This window comes from Microbispora catharanthi, from assembly GCF_006334915.2.
Taxonomy (GTDB): domain Bacteria; phylum Actinomycetota; class Actinomycetes; order Streptosporangiales; family Streptosporangiaceae; genus Microbispora; species Microbispora catharanthi.
Map to the genome: position 1 here is coordinate 62,982 of NZ_VDMA02000011.1, position 16,996 is coordinate 79,977.

The window sequence follows — 16,996 nt, forward strand, 5'->3', positions numbered from 1 at the left end:
TCCTATACACTGACTGCGTCGCAAGGGGCTATAGCGCAGCTGGTAGCGCACTTCCATGGCATGGAAGGGGTCTGGGGTTCGAGTCCCCATAGCTCCACAACACCTCAAGGGCGGTCGATCGACCGCCCTTTTGTCGTTTCGCCCGACCGGAACGGCGGAATCTCCACTTAGATGGGTGATGACTTGCACCTATGCGTAGTGATGCTCCGCCATTGTTGCCGATCTTCCGGTCACGGCACCAGGCGGAGCTGCTCGCGCTTCTGTACCTCCAGCCGGAGCGGGAGTTCACTCTTACCGAGCTCGCGGCTCGTCTCGACGCCCCGCTGTCGACGATCCAGCGTGAAGCGAGTCGCCTGGTGCAGGCAGGGCTCCTCCTCGACCGGCGAGTAGGAAGGGCGCATCTGCTTCGTGCCAAGGCCCATGGTCGATACGCCAAGCCGCTCACCGAACTGCTGACCTTGTCGTTCGGGCCGCACACGTTTATCGAGCAGGAGTTCGCCCATGTTCCGGGGGCCGACGCGTTGGCGATCTTCGGATCCTGGGCGCGTCGATATCACGGCGAGCCGGGCCCGCCGCCCAACGACATCGATGTGCTGGTCGTCGGGCCGGCCTCGCGGGCTGACGTGTACGAGTCGGCCGAGAGGGTGGAAAGCAGGTTGGGCATTCCCGTCAATCCCGTTCTCGTCACCGTGGATCGCTGGAAAGAGGCCGCGAACCCCCTGGTAGAGCAAATAAAGTCGTCCCCCGTGGTCTGGGTGAGGGCGCTATCCAAGGGGACTGCTTGATGCGCTGGTCTCGCGGCGAGGCGGAGGTTCAACGGCTGGTGATGCGACCGAGCGCCTTTCCCGATCAGGGCACGCCGAGGAGGCGGAGGACCGCCGTGGTGGCGGCGGCGAGGACGACGATCAGGGGGAACGGTGCTTTCCGCAGCGTGAGGATCCCGGCGACGAGCACCCCGGCGGGCCTGGCCCATCCGGCGAAGCCGTGCCCCTCGGTGAGGGCCGAGGTGGCCACCAGGGCGATGAGCAGCACGGTCGCGGCGACGGACAGCAGGTGGCGCAGGCGGCCGGGCAGTCGCAGCCGGTGACGCAGCACCGGCCCGGCCAGGCGGAACGCGTAGGTGCCGGCGGCCAGCGCGACGACGGCGAGCAGAGGCATCAGCGGACCTCCCGGTCGGGCAGCGGCGCCGGTGCGCGAATGGCGAGCACCAGGCCGGTCAGGGCGAGCAGCACCGGCAGGCCTGCGGGCAGGAACGGCGTGGCCGCCACCGCGACCACAGCGCCGAGCAGGGCGGGGTTGCGGACGTTCCCTTCGGCGAGCGAGGGCAGCACGAGGGCGAGCAGCACCGCGGGGAAGGCCGCGTCCAGCCCCAGGGCGCCGGTGTCGCCGATGCCGCGCCCGGCCAGCGCGCCGAGCACGACGGCCGCGTTCCAGCTGACGAACAGACCGAGCCCGCAGGCCCAGAACGCGGCGTGACGCCGGTGGGGATCGCCGTCGCGCAGCACGAAGGCCACCGCCTCGTCCGTCATGAGGTGCGCGCCGGTGAGGCGTGTCCACCACCGGCCGCCGAGGACGTCGCCGATCGCGAAGCCGAACGGCAGCAGGCGCGCGTTCAGCACCAGACCGGCCGCGACGGCGGCGATCGGGGCGCCGCCGGACAGCACCACGCCGACCGCGGCGAACTGCGCTCCTCCGGCGAACACCACCAGGGACATGACGACCGGCACCCACGGAGGCAGGCCGCCGGACACGGAGATCGCGCCGAACGCGGCGCCCACCATGGCGTCGGCGAGGCATACCAGGGCGATGTCGCGGAGTGTGCCGCGATCGAGTGTTCGCCAGAGCGAATGCATGTCCAGTAGAGTGAACAACGATGGTGGGGTTCGTCAAGTCGAACAAACGGAAGTGTGGAGCGAACACGTGGCTGAGAGGCCGTCCTTCGACCTGATCACGCTCATCGCGGCGTCGATCCGCAGGGAGCGCGAGCGTGCCGGTCTGTCGCTGACCGAGCTGGCCAAGCGCGCGGGCATCGCCAAGTCCACGCTCTCCCAGCTGGAGTCGGGCGTCGGCAACCCGAGCGTGGAGACGCTGTGGGCGCTCGGGGTCGCGCTCGGCGTGCCGTTCAGCCGCCTGGTGGACCCGCCCCGGCCGGCCGTACGGGTGATCCGGGCCGGGGAGGGGCCCGCGACGTACTCCGAGCAGGCCAGCTACTCGGCCACCCTGCTGGCCTCGTGCCCGCCGAACGCGCGGCGCGACCTGTACCGGATCTCGGCCCAGCCGGGCCGGCCGCGCACCTCCGACCCGCACATGGCCGGCACCGTCGAGCACCTCCTGATCGGCACCGGACGCGCACTGGCCGGGCCCGCGGAGGAGCCGGTCGAGCTCGGGCCGGGCGACTACATCGCCTACCCCGGCGACGCCCCCCACGTCTTCGAGGCCCTCGAGCCCGACACGACCGCGGTCATCGTCATGGAGCACATCTAGCCCTCCTGCGGCTCCCCGCGGCGGGCGACGGCCGTACGGGCGGCGACGCCCGCCACGGTCGCGGTGGCGCAGGCCGCGAGCGCAAGAGGCGGCACCAGCGGCGTGAGGGCCCCGAGGGCGGCGAGGACGAGCACCCCCGCGAGATGCGCCCTCGGGACGCGTCCCCAGACCGCCCGCTTGAACAGCGCGTGCCCGGTGAGGAAGAGCGCGGGGCCGCCCAGCACGGCGATCGCCGTCCCCGGCGCGGTGTGGCCGCCCGGGTGGTGGATCACGAGTTCGTCGGCCACGGCCGACACTACGACGCCGGCGACCATCGGCAGGTGGAGGAAGGTGTATGCCGAGCGGGCGAGCCGCCCCGGGTCCTCCGCCGCGGCGATCATCCGGCTGCCCGCCTCGGCGCTGCTGCCGAAGTAGGTCCACCACAGGCCGACGCTCGCGCCGAACGCGGTGAGGAGGGCCGCGCCGGCTACGGGCGATGGGTGCGCGGCGAAGGTCGTCCCGGTGACCAGGATCGACTCGCCGAACGCGATGATCAGGAAGAGCTGGCAGCGCTCGGCCAGGTGGGCGCCGTCGATCGACCAGTCCGTGGTGGCCGACCTGCCGAGGCCCGGCGTGACGAATCCGACCCAGGGCGCCAGCAGGTCGGCCCCCACCGCCGCCGCCCAGAGCAGTTCCCTGGACAGGCCGTGCGCCAGGCCGCCCGCGATCCAGAACGCCCCCGACAGCACCGCCCAGGCGAGCACGCGCGCCAGGTTGCGCCGCAGCGGGCCGCGCGGCGCGGCGGCCACCGAGCACGCCGTGCGGACGACCTGGACGGCCACGTACGCCGCGGCGAACATCAGGCCGTGCTCGCCGAAGGCCCGGGGGAGGGCCGCCGACATGACCAGGCTCGCCAGCATGACGGCGACCAGCACGACCCGCACCGAGGGGCGGTCGGGGTCGAACCAGTTCGTGTGCCAGGCGGTGTAGATCCACGCCCACCAGACGGCGAGCAACAGCAACAGGGTCTGCGCCGTGCCGCGCCACGACAGGTGGCCGAGCAGCAGATGGGAGAGCTGAGTGATCGCGAACACGTACACGAGGTCGAAGAACAGCTCGGTGAACGTGACCCGCTGCTCCCCGCCGCGCGGGCGGAGCGCGCCCGTGTGCATCGTCACGGCGGCCCACGCTAGGGATCTTTCCGCCGAAAGGGAAGGAGATATCTTGATATACCAGGATCGGCTGGCGTACGTTCGAGCGGATGAGAGCGGAAGAGCTGCGCAGCCATCGCTGGTATGGCACCGACAGCCTCAGGTCGTTCAGCCACCGGGCGCGCACCCGGCAGCTCGGCATCGCGGCGGAGGAGCACCTCGGCAAGCCCGTCGTCGGCATCCTCAACACCTGGAGCCAGCTCAATCCCTGTCACACGCATCTGCGTGAGCGGGCCGAGGACGTCCGGCGCGGCGTCTGGCAGGCCGGGGGCTACCCCGTGGAGCTGCCGGTCATGGCGGTGGGGGAGACGTTCCAGAAGCCGACGGCCATGCTCTACCGGAATCTGCTCGCGATGGAGACCGAGGAGGTGCTCCGCTCCTATCCCGTCGACGCCGCCGTGCTCATGGGCGGGTGCGACAAGACCACCCCGGCGCTCGTCATGGGCGCGATCAGCGCGGACCTGCCGGTCGTCTTCGTGCCGTGCGGGCCGATGCTGCCCGGTGACTGGCGCGGGCAGCGGCTCGGCAGCGGCAGCGACATGTGGAGATATTGGGCCGAACGACGGGCGGGAAAGCTCGGCGACGAGCAGTGGGCGGAGATCGAGGAGGGCATCGCCCGCTCGCCCGGCCACTGCATGACGATGGGCACGGCGTCCACGATGACCTCGGTGGCCGAGGTGCTCGGGCTGACGCTGCCGGGCGCCGCCTCGATCCCGGCCGTGCTGTCGGCGCACACCCGGATGGCCGCCGCGAGCGGTCGCCTCGCGGTGGACCTGGCCTGGCACGGTCCCCGGCCGTCGCAGGTGCTGGACGAGAGGGCCTACCACGACGCGGTGACCGCCGTGCTGGCCCTGGGCGGCTCGACCAACGCGGTGATCCACCTGATCGCGATGGCCCGCCGCAGCGGGGTGCACCTCACGCTCGACGACTTCGACGCCGCCTCCCGCCGGGTGCCCGTCCTCGCGGACGTGCGGCCGGGCGGGGCGTTCCTGATGGAGGACTTCCACCGGGCGGGCGGCGTCCCCGCGCTGTTGCACAGGATCGCGGACCTGCTCCACCTCGACCGGCCCACGGTGTACGGACGCGTGCACGGGCACGGCCTCGCGACGCGGGAGCCGTACGACGACACGGTCATCAGGCGCAGGGACGACCCCGTCTCGCCGGAGGGCGGGCTGGCCGTGCTGCGCGGCAACCTCGCGCCGGTCGGTGCCGTGATCAAGCATGTGGCCGCGGAGCCGCGGCTGCTGCGGCACACCGGACCCGCCGTGGTGTTCGAGGGACACCAGGACCTGCTGCGCCGCATCGACGAGGTGGACGTCACGCCCGACAGCGTGCTGGTGCTGCGCGGCGCCGGACCGAGGGGCGGCCCCGGCATGCCCGAGCACGGCATGCTGCCGATCCCCGAGCGGCTGCTGAAGCAGGGCGTGCGCGACATGGTGCGGATCTCCGACGCGCGGATGAGCGGCACCAGCTACGGCGCCTGCGTGCTGCACGTCGCCCCGGAGTCGCACGTCGGCGGGCCGCTGGCACTCGTGCGGGACGGCGACCCGATCACGCTGGACGTCGAGGCGCGGCGCCTCACGCTGGAGGTTCCGGACGAGGAACTCGACCGCAGGCGGCGCTCCTGGACGCCGCCGCCCCCGCGCTACACCCGAGGGTACGGCGCGCTGCACGAGGCGCACATCCTCCAGGCCGACGAGGGATGCGACCTCGACTTCATGCGGGGATCCGGCGGGGCGCCCGAGCCGGACGTCGACTGATCGGGATTGGTATACCGGTACGCATGACCGCTGAGCACGTGCTGAGTCCGGTGGCCAGATCGACCACCCGCACCGACCTGGTCGCCGACGCGATCCGCACCGCGATCCTGTCCGGGCGCCTCGCGCAGGGGGAGACGCTGGTGGAGCGTCGCCTGGCCGAGCGGCTCGGCGTCTCCAAGACGCCCGTCAGAGAGGCGCTCATCGGACTGGCCGCCACCGGGCTGGTCGTGATCGGCCCCAACCGGGGGGTGACGGTGCGCGTGGTGGGCCGCGCCGACCTCCGGAAGGCGTACGAGGTCAGGCTGCTGCTCGAACCGTGGGCGATCGGCCGGACGGCGGCCTCCGGACACGCGGCGGACGGCGCGCGGGCGGCCCTCGCCGAGGCGCGGGCGCTGCTCGCGGGCACCGACACGGCGGCCCTCAGCCTGGCCAACCGGCGTTTCCATCGTGAGCTCTACGCCCGGTGCGGCAACGAACTGGTGGTCGCCCAGCTCGACACTCTGCAGGACCTCGCCGCGCTCGGCAGCGTCACCGTGCTGTGGCGGGACCGGCCCACGTGGCCCGAGGAGCACGAGGAGCACGAGACGGTCCTCGCCGCCGTCGAGGCGGGCGACCCCGCGCTCGCCGAGCGGCTGACCCGCCGCCACATCGAGCGCTCGGTCGCCCGCCTGTCCTGAGGTACGGCCCCCGCGGGGCGGGAGCCGTACCCCGGGGACGGTCAGAGCTGGGACAGCGCGAACGACCAGATGCCGCGGCCGTGGGTGGCGGCGTAGACCTTCTGGTCGGCGGCCGACCACTCCACGTCCGTCACCGCGGTCACCGGCAGGTTCGCCCCGAGCCGGGCCCAGGTCGCCGAGCCGGGCGCGCGGTAGAGGGCGCCGAGGTCGGTCGCGAGGACCAGCCCGCCCTGCGGCAGGAGGGTCAGCGCGTCGGCCGGTACGTCGGGCACGTCGGCCGACACGTCCTTCCAGGTCGCGCCGCCGTCGGAGGACTCGTACACGTGGCCGACGCCGGCCCCGGGCCCCTCGGTGAAGCGGCGGGAGAACCCGTTGACGGCCACGAACACGTGCTGGGGGTTGGCCGGGTCGGCGGCGAAGCCCGACACGTACCGGTTGGGCAGCACCGAGCCGTCCGACGGCAGCGTGAGCTGGTGCCAGCTCGCCGGGTCGTCGAAGCGGCCGGTCGCGATCCCGCGCGCGAAGCCGGCGTTGTTGCAGGGGCCGCACCAGCCGACGTACCCGGTGCCCTGGGACATCGCCACCGCCGTGGCGGTGTGCCCGGCGCCGAGGTCGAAGACGTTCTTCCACTGCTTGCCCTCGGTGATGCCGAAGCCCAGCGTGTTGATCCACACGTGCTGGCCGCCGGCGATCCAGCGCCCGGTGTCGGTGAGGTCCCTGCCGAAGGGGGCGGTGAAGCGGGCGGGCTCGTCGCCCGGCGCTGCGTTGTAGGGCTGGATGTCCTTGGACGACGCGCTCGCCTCGTCGAGCGCCCCCTTGTTCACGTTGCAGTTGAGCGTCACCCGCATGGCGAGGTTGGTGTACTCCTGCACCTGCCGGCACCCGTTGTCCGGGTCGGCCATGGAGTCGCCGCCGTCGCCGCCGAAGTTTGAGCCCATGACCGTGTCGCCCGGCCGCAGCACGGACACGCCGTTGTCCTGCAGGCCACCGGAGACGGCCACGCCGGTGCCGTCCTTGCCGACGGCCACCGCGTAGTACTGCAGCGCGTCCATCGTGCTGTCGTTCATGCTCTGCCAGTCGGTGGCGTTGCCGTGGCCGTTGACCACGCCGCGCAGCGGCCGTCGGTAGACGCCGCCGTCGTTGCCGACGTAGACGTAGCTCTTGCCCTGGTAGGACCCGATGGCGACCGAGTGCTGGTCGGGGTGGGTGGTCTTCGGGCAGGTGTTCGCCGAGTCGGAGATGTTCCAGCAGGCGAAGCCGAAGTTCCAGTACGGGCCGACGGTCATCCAGGTCGATCCGCCGTCGGTCGTCTCGTACACCTCTTCGAGGCCGGCGTAGACGTGGTTGGCGTCGCTCGGGTCGACGATGAGGAACTGGTTGTACCAGGCCTGGACGCCGGGGCCGTAGCCCTTGCCGCTCTCGGCCTGCTTCAGCGCCGAACCGGAGTTGCCCAGCTTCTGCGAGTCGGCGATCTTGTTCCAGGGGCCGGCCGGGGAGCCGTTGCGGGAGACGTAGATGCCGTCGAGGTAGCTGTTGACCGTTCCGGTCGGCTTGTTGAGCAGCCGGGGCGACTGGTTGATCGCGTACAGGCTGCTGCCGTCGGCGCTGAACGCGAACGTCACGTAACCGATGTCGTCGGCGGGCATCGCGCCGTCGGGGTTGATCTTGCGCCAGCTCGACGGGCCCTGGGTGTAGTCGACGGTCTCGTAGAACCCGTTGTAGGAGTCGCCGCTGCGCCAGCCGATGGCCGCGATGACGTGCTTGGGGTCGCGCGGGTCGATCGCGACGTCGTTGGCGATGTTCTTGTACGGCGCGTTCGGGTCCGAGGCCCTGGACCCGCCGGCGAGGTAGTCGGGGTTGGGGGCGAACTCCTGGTGCCAGGCCCCGGACGCGGTGGACGTGTCGTGCGTCCACACGCCGGCGCTGGTCGCCGCCCAGACCTTGCCGCCCGCGAAGCGCATGCCGCGGATCGTGGTGCTCTCCAGCTCGGTGCCGCCCACCCGGTCGGCGGGGGTGAACACGCCCTTGACGGGGTCGGCGAGGCGGTAGACGCCGGAGCCCACGTACGAGGTCGCGCCGGTGTTGCCCTCGCCCGTCGCGTACCAGAGCGACCCGTCGGCGGCGAGGGTGAGGTTGGCCGACGACAGGCTCGGCAGTCCGTCGGCGATCGGCGTCCAGCCGCCCCCGCCGGTGGACGAGCGCCACACGCCGCCGTCCGCGCCCGCCGCGTACACGTGGCCCTTGCCGTCGGCGGCGAGGCCCGTGATCCGGCCCGTCACGAGACCGGAGCCGCCCGAGGAGTTGGACGCGTAGTCCCGGTAGCGGGGGTCGTCGGAGTCGTACTTGACCCTGGTGACCTCCTGCCAGCCGCCCTTGGTCGCGGGCAGCCCCTGGAGCTGGGAGAAGGCCGCGCCGTACGCGCCCGGGGCGACGACGCCCGGCGCGGTCCTGGCCTCCGCCCACTGCGCCGCGATCGTGGAGGCCTCGAACGCCTCCTCGCCCGCCTCCGCCGGGTCCTCCCCGGCCATCATCTCCATCCGCTCTCTGGCCTGCATCGGCAAGCCGGCGCCCGGCTCCCGCTTCAGTCCGAGCTCCTCCATGAGCTCGTCGCCGCCGAACGCGATCGTTCCGCCGGCCCCGAGGACCAGGGCCGCGGTAGCGGCCGCCAGCCATCGGGCCCGGACGGTACGTAATGAAAACGCCACTTGACAGCCCTCCGTGGCTTCTTTCCGGCCCCCGGTTGCGCGGGGGCATCGTCCCGATTAATCCGTTACAGCGGAAAGATCACCAGGGGTAAAGCTGTCACATGTTGGCAACGGGTCAAACACGAAAGTCAGCAACAAGGTTGTCCAGGATGGCCGAAACCGCCTGCCGGTCCGTCTGCGGCAGCTCCGTCATGGGCGGCCGTACGGCCCGGCCGCACACGCCGAGTTGCGCGAGCGCCTCCTTGACCACCGAGACGTTGTGCTCGCTGCCGTTCCCGGCGCGCAGATCCTCGATGGGCTTGAGCAGCCGCCACACCTTCGCGGCGCCCGTCCGGTCGCCCGCCCGGAGCAGGGCGTGCAGCTCGAGCGACAGCTCGGGGGCGATGACCGCCAGCCCGGAGGTGAAGCCCTCCGCGCCGCCCGGCCAGAAGAACGGCGCCCAGGTCTCGGCGAGCCCGCACAGCCAGACCGGCCCTTCGACGGCGGCGGCGAGGACGGCCATGGCCACCGGGTCGGGCACCGCGTACTTGATCCCCACCACGTTGGGGCACTCGCGCAGCAGGTCCCGCAGGGCGCGTTCGGTCACGGCGGGGGAGCGCACGTAGCAGACCACTCCGAGGTCGGGCACCGCTTGGGCGATCTCCCGGTGGTAGGCCGTCCAGCCGGCCTCCGACTGGTAGGGGTGCACCGGCTGGTGGACCATGACGGCCTGGCAGCCCTGCCGGGCGGCGTCCCTGGCCAGCCGTACGGCCCGGCGCACCTCGTGGCCCACGCCCGCGATCACGACGGCGTCCGGCGCGGCCCTCTGGGTGACGGCGACGACCCGGGACAGCTCGTCGTCGTCCAGCGAGTAGAACTCCCCGGTGTTGCCGTTGGGGGTGACCGCGCGCACTCCGCCTCTCGTCAGCCGCTCGACGACGGCCGCGAGCGCCGGCTCGTCGATCCGGCCGCCGTCGCCGAACGGGGTGACCGTGACGGCGACCACGCCGCGCAGCGCCTCGCGGACCTCGTCGATCATGTGAACCTCCCGGTGTGGTATCTGGTATATCAGTATGCCGACTTCGCGAAGTTGACAACGATCTTTGACACAACTGATGGCCGAAATGCCCATTTAACCGCGCAATGTCTTGACTTGTTCGGGTGTGGTCCCCTATCTAGAAGAAGGCAAAAGACGGCTGATCATTAACGGCGGCGACCATGACAATCGAATCAGGACCGGACAATCCGCGTCAGGAGTACCGCGCCATCCAGGCTGAGGCGTTCAACCGCATCGGCGGCCGGTACGACGAGGCGTTTCCGCACAAGGAAGGCCAGGTGGCCGCCGGTGAATGGATGATCAAGCAGCTCAAGCCGGGGTCGCGCGTCCTCGACGTCGGCTGCGGCACGGGCTCGCCCACGGCACAGCAGTTCGCCGAGGCGGGCTGCGAGGTGACCGGCATCGACATCTCCCCGGTCATGCTGGACCTGGCGCGCAAGAACGTGCCGACCGGGACGTTCCTCGAACGCGACGTGCTCGACCTCGACGACTCGCTCGGCGTGTTCGACGCCGTTACGGCCTTCTTCAGCCTGCTCATGCTGCCGCGGGCCGATATCGAGCAGGCGCTCCGCACGATCCACGCCGTGCTCGCCCCCGGCGGCCTGTTCTCGCTGAGCATGGTGGAAATCGACCTCGACGACGTGCCTTTCCAGTTTCTCGGCGCTCCGGTGCGGGTGACCGGATATCTGCGCGACGAGTTGCGCGAGGTCATCGAAGCCGCCGGGTTCAGCGTGCTGTCGGAGAATCACCTTTCGTACGCCCCGGCGACCACGCAGGCGCCGCCGGAAATCCAGCTCTTCGTCAACTGCCGGCGTGACCAATTCTGAGCGGCCACACCCGTGTCAGGAGGCGGGGAACCGTTCTCTGTGCTGAGTCACGTCAGCCGGGTCGTCCGGGCCATGGGCGAGAGCCCGGGCCCGGAGGAGGCGACGAGGGTCGTCTGCGAGGCGGTGGTGCCGAAGCTGGCCGACGCCGCCGCGGTCTACGTGGACGGCGCCGTCTGGCATCGGGTCGATCCCGACGGACGGCTGCCGCCGCGCTGGGCCGACGACGGGATCCGTGAGGCGACCCTGCTCGACGGGCACCTGCTCGCCGTGCCCCTCAGGGCGTACGGCACGCACGTCGGCTGCGCGCTGCTGGCGCGCGACGCCCGGCGGCCGCCCTTCGGGGAGGCCCACGTGCTCGCCGCGGGACAGCTCGCCGTGCCCGTCGCGCTCACGATCTACCACGGGCGGCGGGACCGCCAGCAGGACGAGACCCTGGAGACCCTCCAGCGCGGGATGCGGCCGGGCGACCCACCCGCCCTGCCCGGGCTGGAGATCGCCTACCGCTACAAGCCCGCCGCGGAGCGGGTGGGCGGCGACTGGTACGACGTCATCCCGCTGCCGGGCAGCAGGGTGGCCCTGGTCGTCGGCGACGTGATGGGACACGGGCTGGCCGCCGCGGCCGTGATGGGCCAGCTCCGCACGGCCGTGCAGACCCTGGCCTCGCTCGACCTGCCGGCCGAGCAGGTGCTCCACTCGCTCGACGAGATGGCCCAGCGGCTGGCCGCGCAGACGCTCACCACCTGCGTCTACTGCGTGTACGACCCGGTGCTGCGCAGGTGCACGATCGCGAGCGCCGGGCACCTGCCGCCGATCCTGCTGGGGCCGGACGGCAAGGCGGAGGTGCTGTCGCCGCCCCGGTGCCCGCCGATCGGGCTGGGCCGCACGCCGTTCGAGACGATGGAGATCGCGGCGGAGGACGGCAGCATGCTCGTCCTCTACACCGACGGGCTCGTGGAGGAGCGCGGGCAGGACATCGGGCTGAGCGTGGAGTCGCTGCGCCGCAGGCTCGCGAACGGCATCTCGATCGAGGCGCTGAGCGACGACGTGCTGTCCGCCGAGAGGACAGACGACGTCACCGTGCTGGCCATCCGGTTCCGCGGCATCCCCAGTGAGCACGTCGCCCAGTGGTTGCTGGAGCCCCAGCCGACGACGCCGTCACGCGTGCGCGGCCTGGTCCGCCGCACGCTCGGCTCATGGGGCCTCACGGCGACAAGCCCGGTGGCCGAGCTGCTCGCAGGAGAGCTCGTCACCAACGCCGTGCGCCACACCCAGCGGCCCATCACCATCAGGCTGCTGCGCACCGACCACCTGCTGTGCGAGGTCAGCGACGACGACCACCGGCTGCCGATGGTGCGCGAGCCCGGCCTGCTCGACGAGGACGGCAGGGGGCTCTACCTGGTCAGCCAGCTCGCCGAGCACTGGGGGACCAGCCGGGTCGCCGGAGGCAAGACCGTCTGGTTCTCACTGGCGATCCCCTAACGCCGGAACGCCTTGCGGTACGCCGAAGGCGACGTACGCATCGAGCGGCCGAAATGGTGGCGGAACGTCACCGGGCTCTCGAACCCGACGGCGGCTGCGATCTCCTCTATCGGAGCCGCCGTCGTCTCCAGGAGCGGCAGGCTGGCCGCGATCCGCTGCGCGATCACCCACCGCAGGGGGCTCGTCCCGGTGCGGCGCCCGAAGTGCCGGATGAAGCCGCGCTCCGACATTCCGGCGACCCGGGCCAGCGCGCCCACCGTGACCGGCCGGGTGAGATCGGCGAGCACCCAGTCCATCGCCCGGCCCACCGGATCGTCGTCCTGCACCTCCGCGACCGGCGCCTCGACGAACTGCGCCTGCCCGCCCTCGCGGTGCGGCGGCACCACCAGCCTGCGGGCCACCGCGTTTGCCACGCTCGGCCCGTGGTCGCGCCGCACCAGGTGGACGAGCAGGTCGAGGCCCGCCGCGCTGCCCGCGCTGGTCAGCACGTCGCCCTCGTCCACGTACAGCACCCCGGGATCCACCCGGACCTCGGGAAAGCGCCGCTGCAGCAGCGGGGCGTACCTCCAGTGGGTCGTCGCGGCCCGCCCGTCGAGCAGCCCGGCGGCGGCGAGGGCGAAGGCGCCCGAGCAGATCGACACGATCCGGGCCCCGCCGTCATGCGCCCGGCGCAGGGCGGCCGTGAGCGCGGGGGAGATCTCCGCTCTCACGTCAGGGACGCCGGGCACGATCACGGTCCGCGCCCCCGCGAAGACGTCCAGCCCGTGCGCCGCCTCGATCGTGAACCCGCCGACCGCCCGCAGCGGGCCGGGCCTTTCCGCGCACACGGCCAGCTCGTACCACGGGACGTCCAGCTCCGGGCGGGGCAGCCCGAAGACCTCGACGACGCAGCCCAGTTCGAAGGGGCTCATGCCGTCGAAGGCCAGCACCGACACGGTCCGGCTCCGATGGGGGAGCGCAAGCATGGCGGGATATTAGCGATATCGGGCGTTCAGGCCTCTTCTGGCGCGGCAAGGCGACCGGGCACCCTGGTCGGCATGTCCGCCGTCACGCACACGCCCGCCGCAGAGCCGGCCGCCGCCGTCGCCCACTTCTCCGCCCGCCTGGCCTTCGAGACCGACGTGTCCGACGTACGCGCCGACCTGCTCTCGGGGGAGCCGGCGATCGTGGTGGTCGACTCCCGCAGCGCGGAGAGCTGGCGGCAGGGCCACATCGAGGGGGCCGTCCACCTGCCCACGGCGGAGATCGCCGCCAGGGCGGCCGCGCTGATCCCCCGTGACGTGACCGTGGTCACGTACTGCTGGGGGCCGGGCTGCAACGGCGCGACCCGCGCGGCGCTGGCGTTCGCCCGGCTGGGCTACCGGGTCAAGGAGATGATCGGCGGGTTCGAATACTGGGCGCGTGAGGGCTTCCCGGTCGTGGAGCCCTCCGGAGTGCGCACCCGGCCGGCCGACCCGCTCACCGCGCCCGCGGGAGCCGCCTGCGCCTGCTGAAGTCTTCTCGGTTACACCCACGCCGCGGAAGTCCTATACACTGGCGAGGCACCGCCGACGCGGCGTGGCAAGGGGCTATAGCGCAGCTGGTAGCGCACTTCCATGGCATGGAAGGGGTCTGGGGTTCGAATCCCCATAGCTCCACCATGACTGAGCGATCCCGAGAGCCGTCCTCCATCCGGAGGGCGGCTCTCGGCGTTCTGATGGACGCGGAAACGGTCTTCGGCATCTACCGGCATCTCGCCGAACGTGGAGTGAAGGTCTGGATCGACGGCGGCTGGTGCGTCGACGCCCTCCTGGGGAGGCAGACGAGAGATCACCCGGACCTCGATCTGGCGATCGACCACAGAGACGAAGAAGAGTTCGTCGAACACATGAAGGGCCTGGGGTACGCGAAGAGGCACGACGGCGAGGACACCGCGTGGAACTACGTCCTGGCCGACGGTCGGGGCCGCAGTGTCGACGTGCACGTATTCGAATACGACGAGTCCGGAAAGAACGCATACGGAATCGCGTACCCCTACGGCTCGCTCACCGGACAGGGCAGGATCGACGGTCATGCCGTGGACTGTGTCGCCCCGGAGTGGATGTTCGCGTTCAAGACGGCCTACGCGCCCAAGGAGAAGGACCTCAGGGACGTCCACGCGCTGAGTGAGGCGTTCGGCTTCGAGATCCCGCCTACTCATCGACGGTAGCCGCGACGTCCTTCCCCGCGAGGTCCGCGGTAACCACGCGCGGCTCCACCGCTACGCCGCCGGCGTCCCGGCCGGTCGGTGGCCGGTGCGTACGAAGGCGACCGTGTCCAGCGGGACGGCGTGCCCCTCGGGGTCGGTGAAGGACACGTCCAGCCGCGCCCCGGTCCGCCGATCGCGGCGTTCGACCGTCGGTCCCGCGAGCCGGGGCACGTGGCGGTCCCCCCACTGCTGCAGCGCTCCAAGGATCACGAGCGCGTCGCGGCCCGAATCGGTCAGGTGGTACTCGTAGCGGGTGCGGGCCCCGGTGTCGCGGTAGGGCCGCTTCTCGACGACGCCCGCACGGACGAGCGTCGCCAGCCGGGTGGTCAGCAGATTCGTGGCGATCCCCAGGCGCTGCTGGATGTCGGCGAAGCGGACGACTCCCGTGTGCAGCTCCCGCAGTATCAGCGGCGTCCACCGCTCTCCGAGGAGGGTCACAGCCCGCTCGATGGAGCACGTCATCGAGTCAGGGAGTTCGGTGGTCGCCATCGCACGCCTCGCTCGCTTGTCGCCGGTGGGATCCAGGCTAGCCCGAGAGGGCTAACTTGAAATCTTAAAGCCAGCCACCTAGTGTGGACGCGAAGCCGTCGAGGGATGGAGGCCACAATGAGGATCGAGGGATCGGTCGCGCTGGTCACGGGCGCGAACCGGGGGCTGGGACGGTGTTTCGCAGCCGCGCTGCTGGACCGTGGCGCCGCCAAGGTGTACGCGGCGGCGCGCAGGCCGGAGACGGTCGACCTGCCGGGCGTGGTGCCGCTCGCCCTGGACATCACCGACCCGGCGTCCGTCCGAGCCGCCGCCGAGCGGGCCCGCGACGTAAACCTGCTGATCAACAACGCCGGGATCTCCACGGGCTCGTCGTTCCTCGCCGGTGCGCTCGACGACATCCGCCTGGAGATGGAGACGCACTACTTCGGCACGCTCGCCATGGCTCGTGAGTTCGCCCCGGTCCTGGGTCGCAACGGGGGCGGCGCGATCCTCAACGTGCTGTCGGTGCTGTCGTGGTTCACCGCCCCGCAGGTGGCCGGCTACTCCGCGGCCAAGGCGGCCGCGCTGCAGCTCACCAACGGTCTCCGCCTCGAACTGAAGGAGCAGGGCACGCTCGTCACCGCGCTGCACGTCGGATACATGGACACCGACATGGCCGCCCACGTCGACGGCCCGAAGATCGACCCGGCGGAGGTCGCCGCCCAGGCCCTGCAGGGGATCGAGCAGGGGAGGTTCGAGGTGGTCGCCGACGACACGAGCCGCCGGGTGCGGGCCAAGCTGTCCGGCGACGTGGCCGGCCTCTATCCGCAGCTGGCTTCCTGAACGGCGGGCACATGATCACATCCGTGCCGGGTAGGGGCGGGTGTCATGAAGAGGATCCTGCAGCTCGTCGTCACCCGCTGGCTGGCGCGCACGCCGATCGGGATGGTCCTTCTCGGCCTCGGCTGGCTGTTCACGCGCAAGCGGCGGGCCCGCAAGCAGCAGCAGCCCGCGAACTCCCCGGCGCTCCGCCGGCCCGGACGCCGGTCGGGCAACCCGTACGCCTCGCGCGGCCCCGCCGCGGGCGACCGCCGCTGACGCCGGTCAGCCGTTGACGCCCGTCAGCCGAGGACGGCGGGAGTGCGGAACGTCTGCCGGTAGACCAGGGGGGACACCCCGACGGCGGCGTGGAGGTGCTGACGGAGCGAGACCGCGCTGCCGAACCCGGCCTTCCTGGCGATCGCGTCGACCGGCAGGTCGGTGGTCTCCAGCAGGTGCCGGGCGTGCGCGATCCGCTGCCCGGCGAGCCACCTGGCCGGGCTGAGGCCGGTCTCCTCACGGAACCTGCGGGTGAACGTCCGCACGCTCATGCGGGCGTGCGCTGCCAGGGCGGCCAGGTTGACCGGCTCCTCCAGGTGTTCCAGCATCCACGATCGGGTGGGCGCGGTGGTGGTCCCGGCGGGATCGGGCAGCGGCCGCTCGATGTACTGGGCCTGCCCGCCCTCCCGGAACGGCGGGGTGACGCAGCGGCGGGCGGTGCGGTTGGCCACCTCGCTGCCGTGGTCGCGCCGGATGACGTGCAGGCACAGATCGATGCCCGCCGCCACGCCGGCCGAGGTCAGCACGTCGCCGTCGTCGATGAACAGCACGTCGGGATCGAGCCGTACGCGGGGGAACAGCGCGCGGAAGTCCGCGGCGTTGCGCCAGTGAGTGGTCGCCGGACGCCCGTCGAGCAGTCCCGCGGCGGCCAGCACGAAGGCCCCGGTGCAGATCGAGATGAGCCGGGCGCGTCCCGCGACGCCCCACAGCGCCGCGCGCACCTCTTCGCCGAGCGTGCCGTTCTCCAGCGGCGTCCCGCTGTGGATGCCCGGCACGACCACCGTGTCGGCCGTCGCGAGCACGCTCAGGTCGTGGTCGGGGACGACGCTGTAGCCCGCCGGGCTGCGCACCGGGCGGCCTCCCGGGGTGCAGGTGACGACCTCGTACAGCGGGCCGGGGTCGCGGGCGGCCCAGAACACCTGCCCGGGGATGCCCAGATCGAGTGTGGAGAAGTCGTCCAGGGCCAGTACGGCGACGCGGTGCATGGCCCGATTCTTTCACATGTTGACCTCCCGGCCACTTTCCGCGGAAGGCGGGCACAACG

18 protein-coding genes and 2 tRNA genes are annotated in these 16,996 nt (G+C 71.7%); 12 read left to right on the plus strand and 8 right to left on the minus strand.

Annotation, left to right across the window (positions count from 1 at the left end; translation table 11 throughout):
• Nucleotides 1-24 precede the first annotated feature (24 nt).
• Nucleotides 25-97, plus strand: a tRNA-Ala gene (locus FH610_RS21175).
• A gap of 115 nt (nucleotides 98-212) precedes the next feature.
• Nucleotides 213-785 carry a MarR family transcriptional regulator gene (locus tag FH610_RS21180; protein ID WP_205825939.1) on the plus strand — a complete coding sequence of 191 codons (573 nt, stop codon included), beginning with the start codon at nucleotides 213-215 and terminating at the stop codon, nucleotides 783-785.
• Between the two features lie 64 nt (nucleotides 786-849).
• Here FH610_RS21180 and FH610_RS21185 read toward each other — a convergent pair whose 3' ends face one another.
• Together FH610_RS21185 and FH610_RS21190 are read right to left on the minus strand one after the other, a co-directional pair.
• Nucleotides 850-1,158, minus strand: coding sequence for an AzlD domain-containing protein (locus FH610_RS21185; RefSeq protein WP_079316094.1), 309 nt, complete (start codon nucleotides 1,156-1,158; stop codon nucleotides 850-852).
• Nucleotides 1,158-1,853, minus strand: coding sequence for an AzlC family ABC transporter permease (locus FH610_RS21190; protein ID WP_139576266.1), 696 nt, complete (start codon nucleotides 1,851-1,853; stop codon nucleotides 1,158-1,160). The genes FH610_RS21185 and FH610_RS21190 overlap by 1 nt, the downstream gene beginning before the upstream one ends.
• A gap of 67 nt (nucleotides 1,854-1,920) precedes the next feature.
• Here FH610_RS21190 and FH610_RS21195 point away from each other — a divergent pair, with 67 nt between their 5' ends.
• Nucleotides 1,921-2,484, plus strand: a complete 564-nt coding sequence (locus FH610_RS21195) for a helix-turn-helix domain-containing protein (protein WP_205825940.1) — start codon at nucleotides 1,921-1,923, stop codon at nucleotides 2,482-2,484.
• Here the strand turns inward: FH610_RS21195 and FH610_RS21200 are convergent.
• Complete coding sequence (locus FH610_RS21200; protein ID WP_139576435.1) at nucleotides 2,481-3,635, minus strand: low temperature requirement protein A; 1,155 nt, start codon at nucleotides 3,633-3,635, stop codon at nucleotides 2,481-2,483. The genes FH610_RS21195 and FH610_RS21200 overlap by 4 nt on opposite strands.
• A gap of 89 nt (nucleotides 3,636-3,724) precedes the next feature.
• Between FH610_RS21200 and araD the strand changes: the two genes are divergently transcribed.
• A complete protein-coding gene (araD, locus tag FH610_RS21205; protein ID WP_139576268.1) occupies nucleotides 3,725-5,434 on the plus strand; it encodes an L-arabinonate dehydratase in 1,710 nt (569 codons plus the stop codon).
• 23 nt (nucleotides 5,435-5,457) lie between these two features.
• Entirely contained in the window at nucleotides 5,458-6,111 is a 654-nt protein-coding gene (locus tag FH610_RS21210; protein WP_139576269.1) for a GntR family transcriptional regulator, read from the plus strand.
• A gap of 41 nt (nucleotides 6,112-6,152) precedes the next feature.
• Here FH610_RS21210 and FH610_RS21215 read toward each other — a convergent pair whose 3' ends face one another.
• Both FH610_RS21215 and FH610_RS21220 read right to left on the minus strand, forming a co-directional pair.
• The gene (locus FH610_RS21215) at nucleotides 6,153-8,816 is read right to left on the minus strand and encodes a beta propeller repeat protein (protein ID WP_139576270.1); all 2,664 of its coding nucleotides are present in this window, start codon (nucleotides 8,814-8,816) and stop codon (nucleotides 6,153-6,155) included.
• Between the two features lie 115 nt (nucleotides 8,817-8,931).
• The gene (locus tag FH610_RS21220; RefSeq protein WP_139576271.1) at nucleotides 8,932-9,834 is read right to left on the minus strand and encodes a dihydrodipicolinate synthase family protein; all 903 of its coding nucleotides are present in this window, start codon (nucleotides 9,832-9,834) and stop codon (nucleotides 8,932-8,934) included.
• Nucleotides 9,835-10,013: 179 nt separating this feature from the next.
• On the opposite strand from FH610_RS21220, the gene FH610_RS21225 reads away from it, so the two are divergent.
• Nucleotides 10,014-10,679, plus strand: a complete 666-nt coding sequence (locus FH610_RS21225; RefSeq protein WP_139576272.1) for a class I SAM-dependent DNA methyltransferase — start codon at nucleotides 10,014-10,016, stop codon at nucleotides 10,677-10,679.
• A gap of 39 nt (nucleotides 10,680-10,718) precedes the next feature.
• The gene (locus tag FH610_RS21230; RefSeq protein WP_139576273.1) at nucleotides 10,719-12,158 is read left to right on the plus strand and encodes an ATP-binding SpoIIE family protein phosphatase; all 1,440 of its coding nucleotides are present in this window, start codon (nucleotides 10,719-10,721) and stop codon (nucleotides 12,156-12,158) included.
• Here the strand turns inward: FH610_RS21230 and ftrA are convergent.
• Nucleotides 12,155-13,123, minus strand: a complete 969-nt coding sequence (gene ftrA, locus FH610_RS21235; RefSeq protein WP_139576274.1) for a transcriptional regulator FtrA — start codon at nucleotides 13,121-13,123, stop codon at nucleotides 12,155-12,157. The genes FH610_RS21230 and ftrA overlap by 4 nt on opposite strands.
• A gap of 72 nt (nucleotides 13,124-13,195) precedes the next feature.
• Here ftrA and FH610_RS21240 point away from each other — a divergent pair, with 72 nt between their 5' ends.
• From FH610_RS21240 to FH610_RS21250, 3 genes are all read left to right on the plus strand, one after another.
• The gene (locus FH610_RS21240) at nucleotides 13,196-13,651 is read left to right on the plus strand and encodes a rhodanese-like domain-containing protein (protein ID WP_139576275.1); all 456 of its coding nucleotides are present in this window, start codon (nucleotides 13,196-13,198) and stop codon (nucleotides 13,649-13,651) included.
• A 71-nt stretch (nucleotides 13,652-13,722) separates the two neighbouring features.
• Nucleotides 13,723-13,798: transfer RNA gene (locus tag FH610_RS21245), tRNA-Ala, on the plus strand.
• A complete protein-coding gene (locus tag FH610_RS21250) occupies nucleotides 13,798-14,346 on the plus strand; it encodes a nucleotidyltransferase domain-containing protein (RefSeq protein ID WP_205825942.1) in 549 nt (182 codons plus the stop codon). The genes FH610_RS21245 and FH610_RS21250 overlap by 1 nt, the downstream gene beginning before the upstream one ends.
• A gap of 51 nt (nucleotides 14,347-14,397) precedes the next feature.
• Here the strand turns inward: FH610_RS21250 and FH610_RS21255 are convergent, their stop codons facing one another.
• Complete coding sequence (locus FH610_RS21255; RefSeq protein ID WP_139576276.1) at nucleotides 14,398-14,874, minus strand: winged helix-turn-helix transcriptional regulator; 477 nt, start codon at nucleotides 14,872-14,874, stop codon at nucleotides 14,398-14,400.
• A gap of 117 nt (nucleotides 14,875-14,991) precedes the next feature.
• Between FH610_RS21255 and FH610_RS21260 the strand changes: the two genes are divergently transcribed.
• Both FH610_RS21260 and FH610_RS21265 read left to right on the plus strand, forming a co-directional pair.
• Nucleotides 14,992-15,696, plus strand: coding sequence for an SDR family oxidoreductase (locus tag FH610_RS21260; protein ID WP_139576277.1), 705 nt, complete (start codon nucleotides 14,992-14,994; stop codon nucleotides 15,694-15,696).
• 45 nt (nucleotides 15,697-15,741) lie between these two features.
• Nucleotides 15,742-15,951, plus strand: a complete 210-nt coding sequence (locus FH610_RS21265) for a DUF6203 family protein (RefSeq protein WP_139576278.1) — start codon at nucleotides 15,742-15,744, stop codon at nucleotides 15,949-15,951.
• A 23-nt stretch (nucleotides 15,952-15,974) separates the two neighbouring features.
• Here the strand turns inward: FH610_RS21265 and FH610_RS21270 are convergent, their stop codons facing one another.
• Nucleotides 15,975-16,937 (minus strand): GlxA family transcriptional regulator, encoded by a 963-nt coding sequence (locus tag FH610_RS21270; RefSeq protein ID WP_139576279.1) that lies wholly within the window; start codon nucleotides 16,935-16,937, stop codon nucleotides 15,975-15,977.
• Between the last annotated feature and the right edge of the window lie 59 nt (nucleotides 16,938-16,996).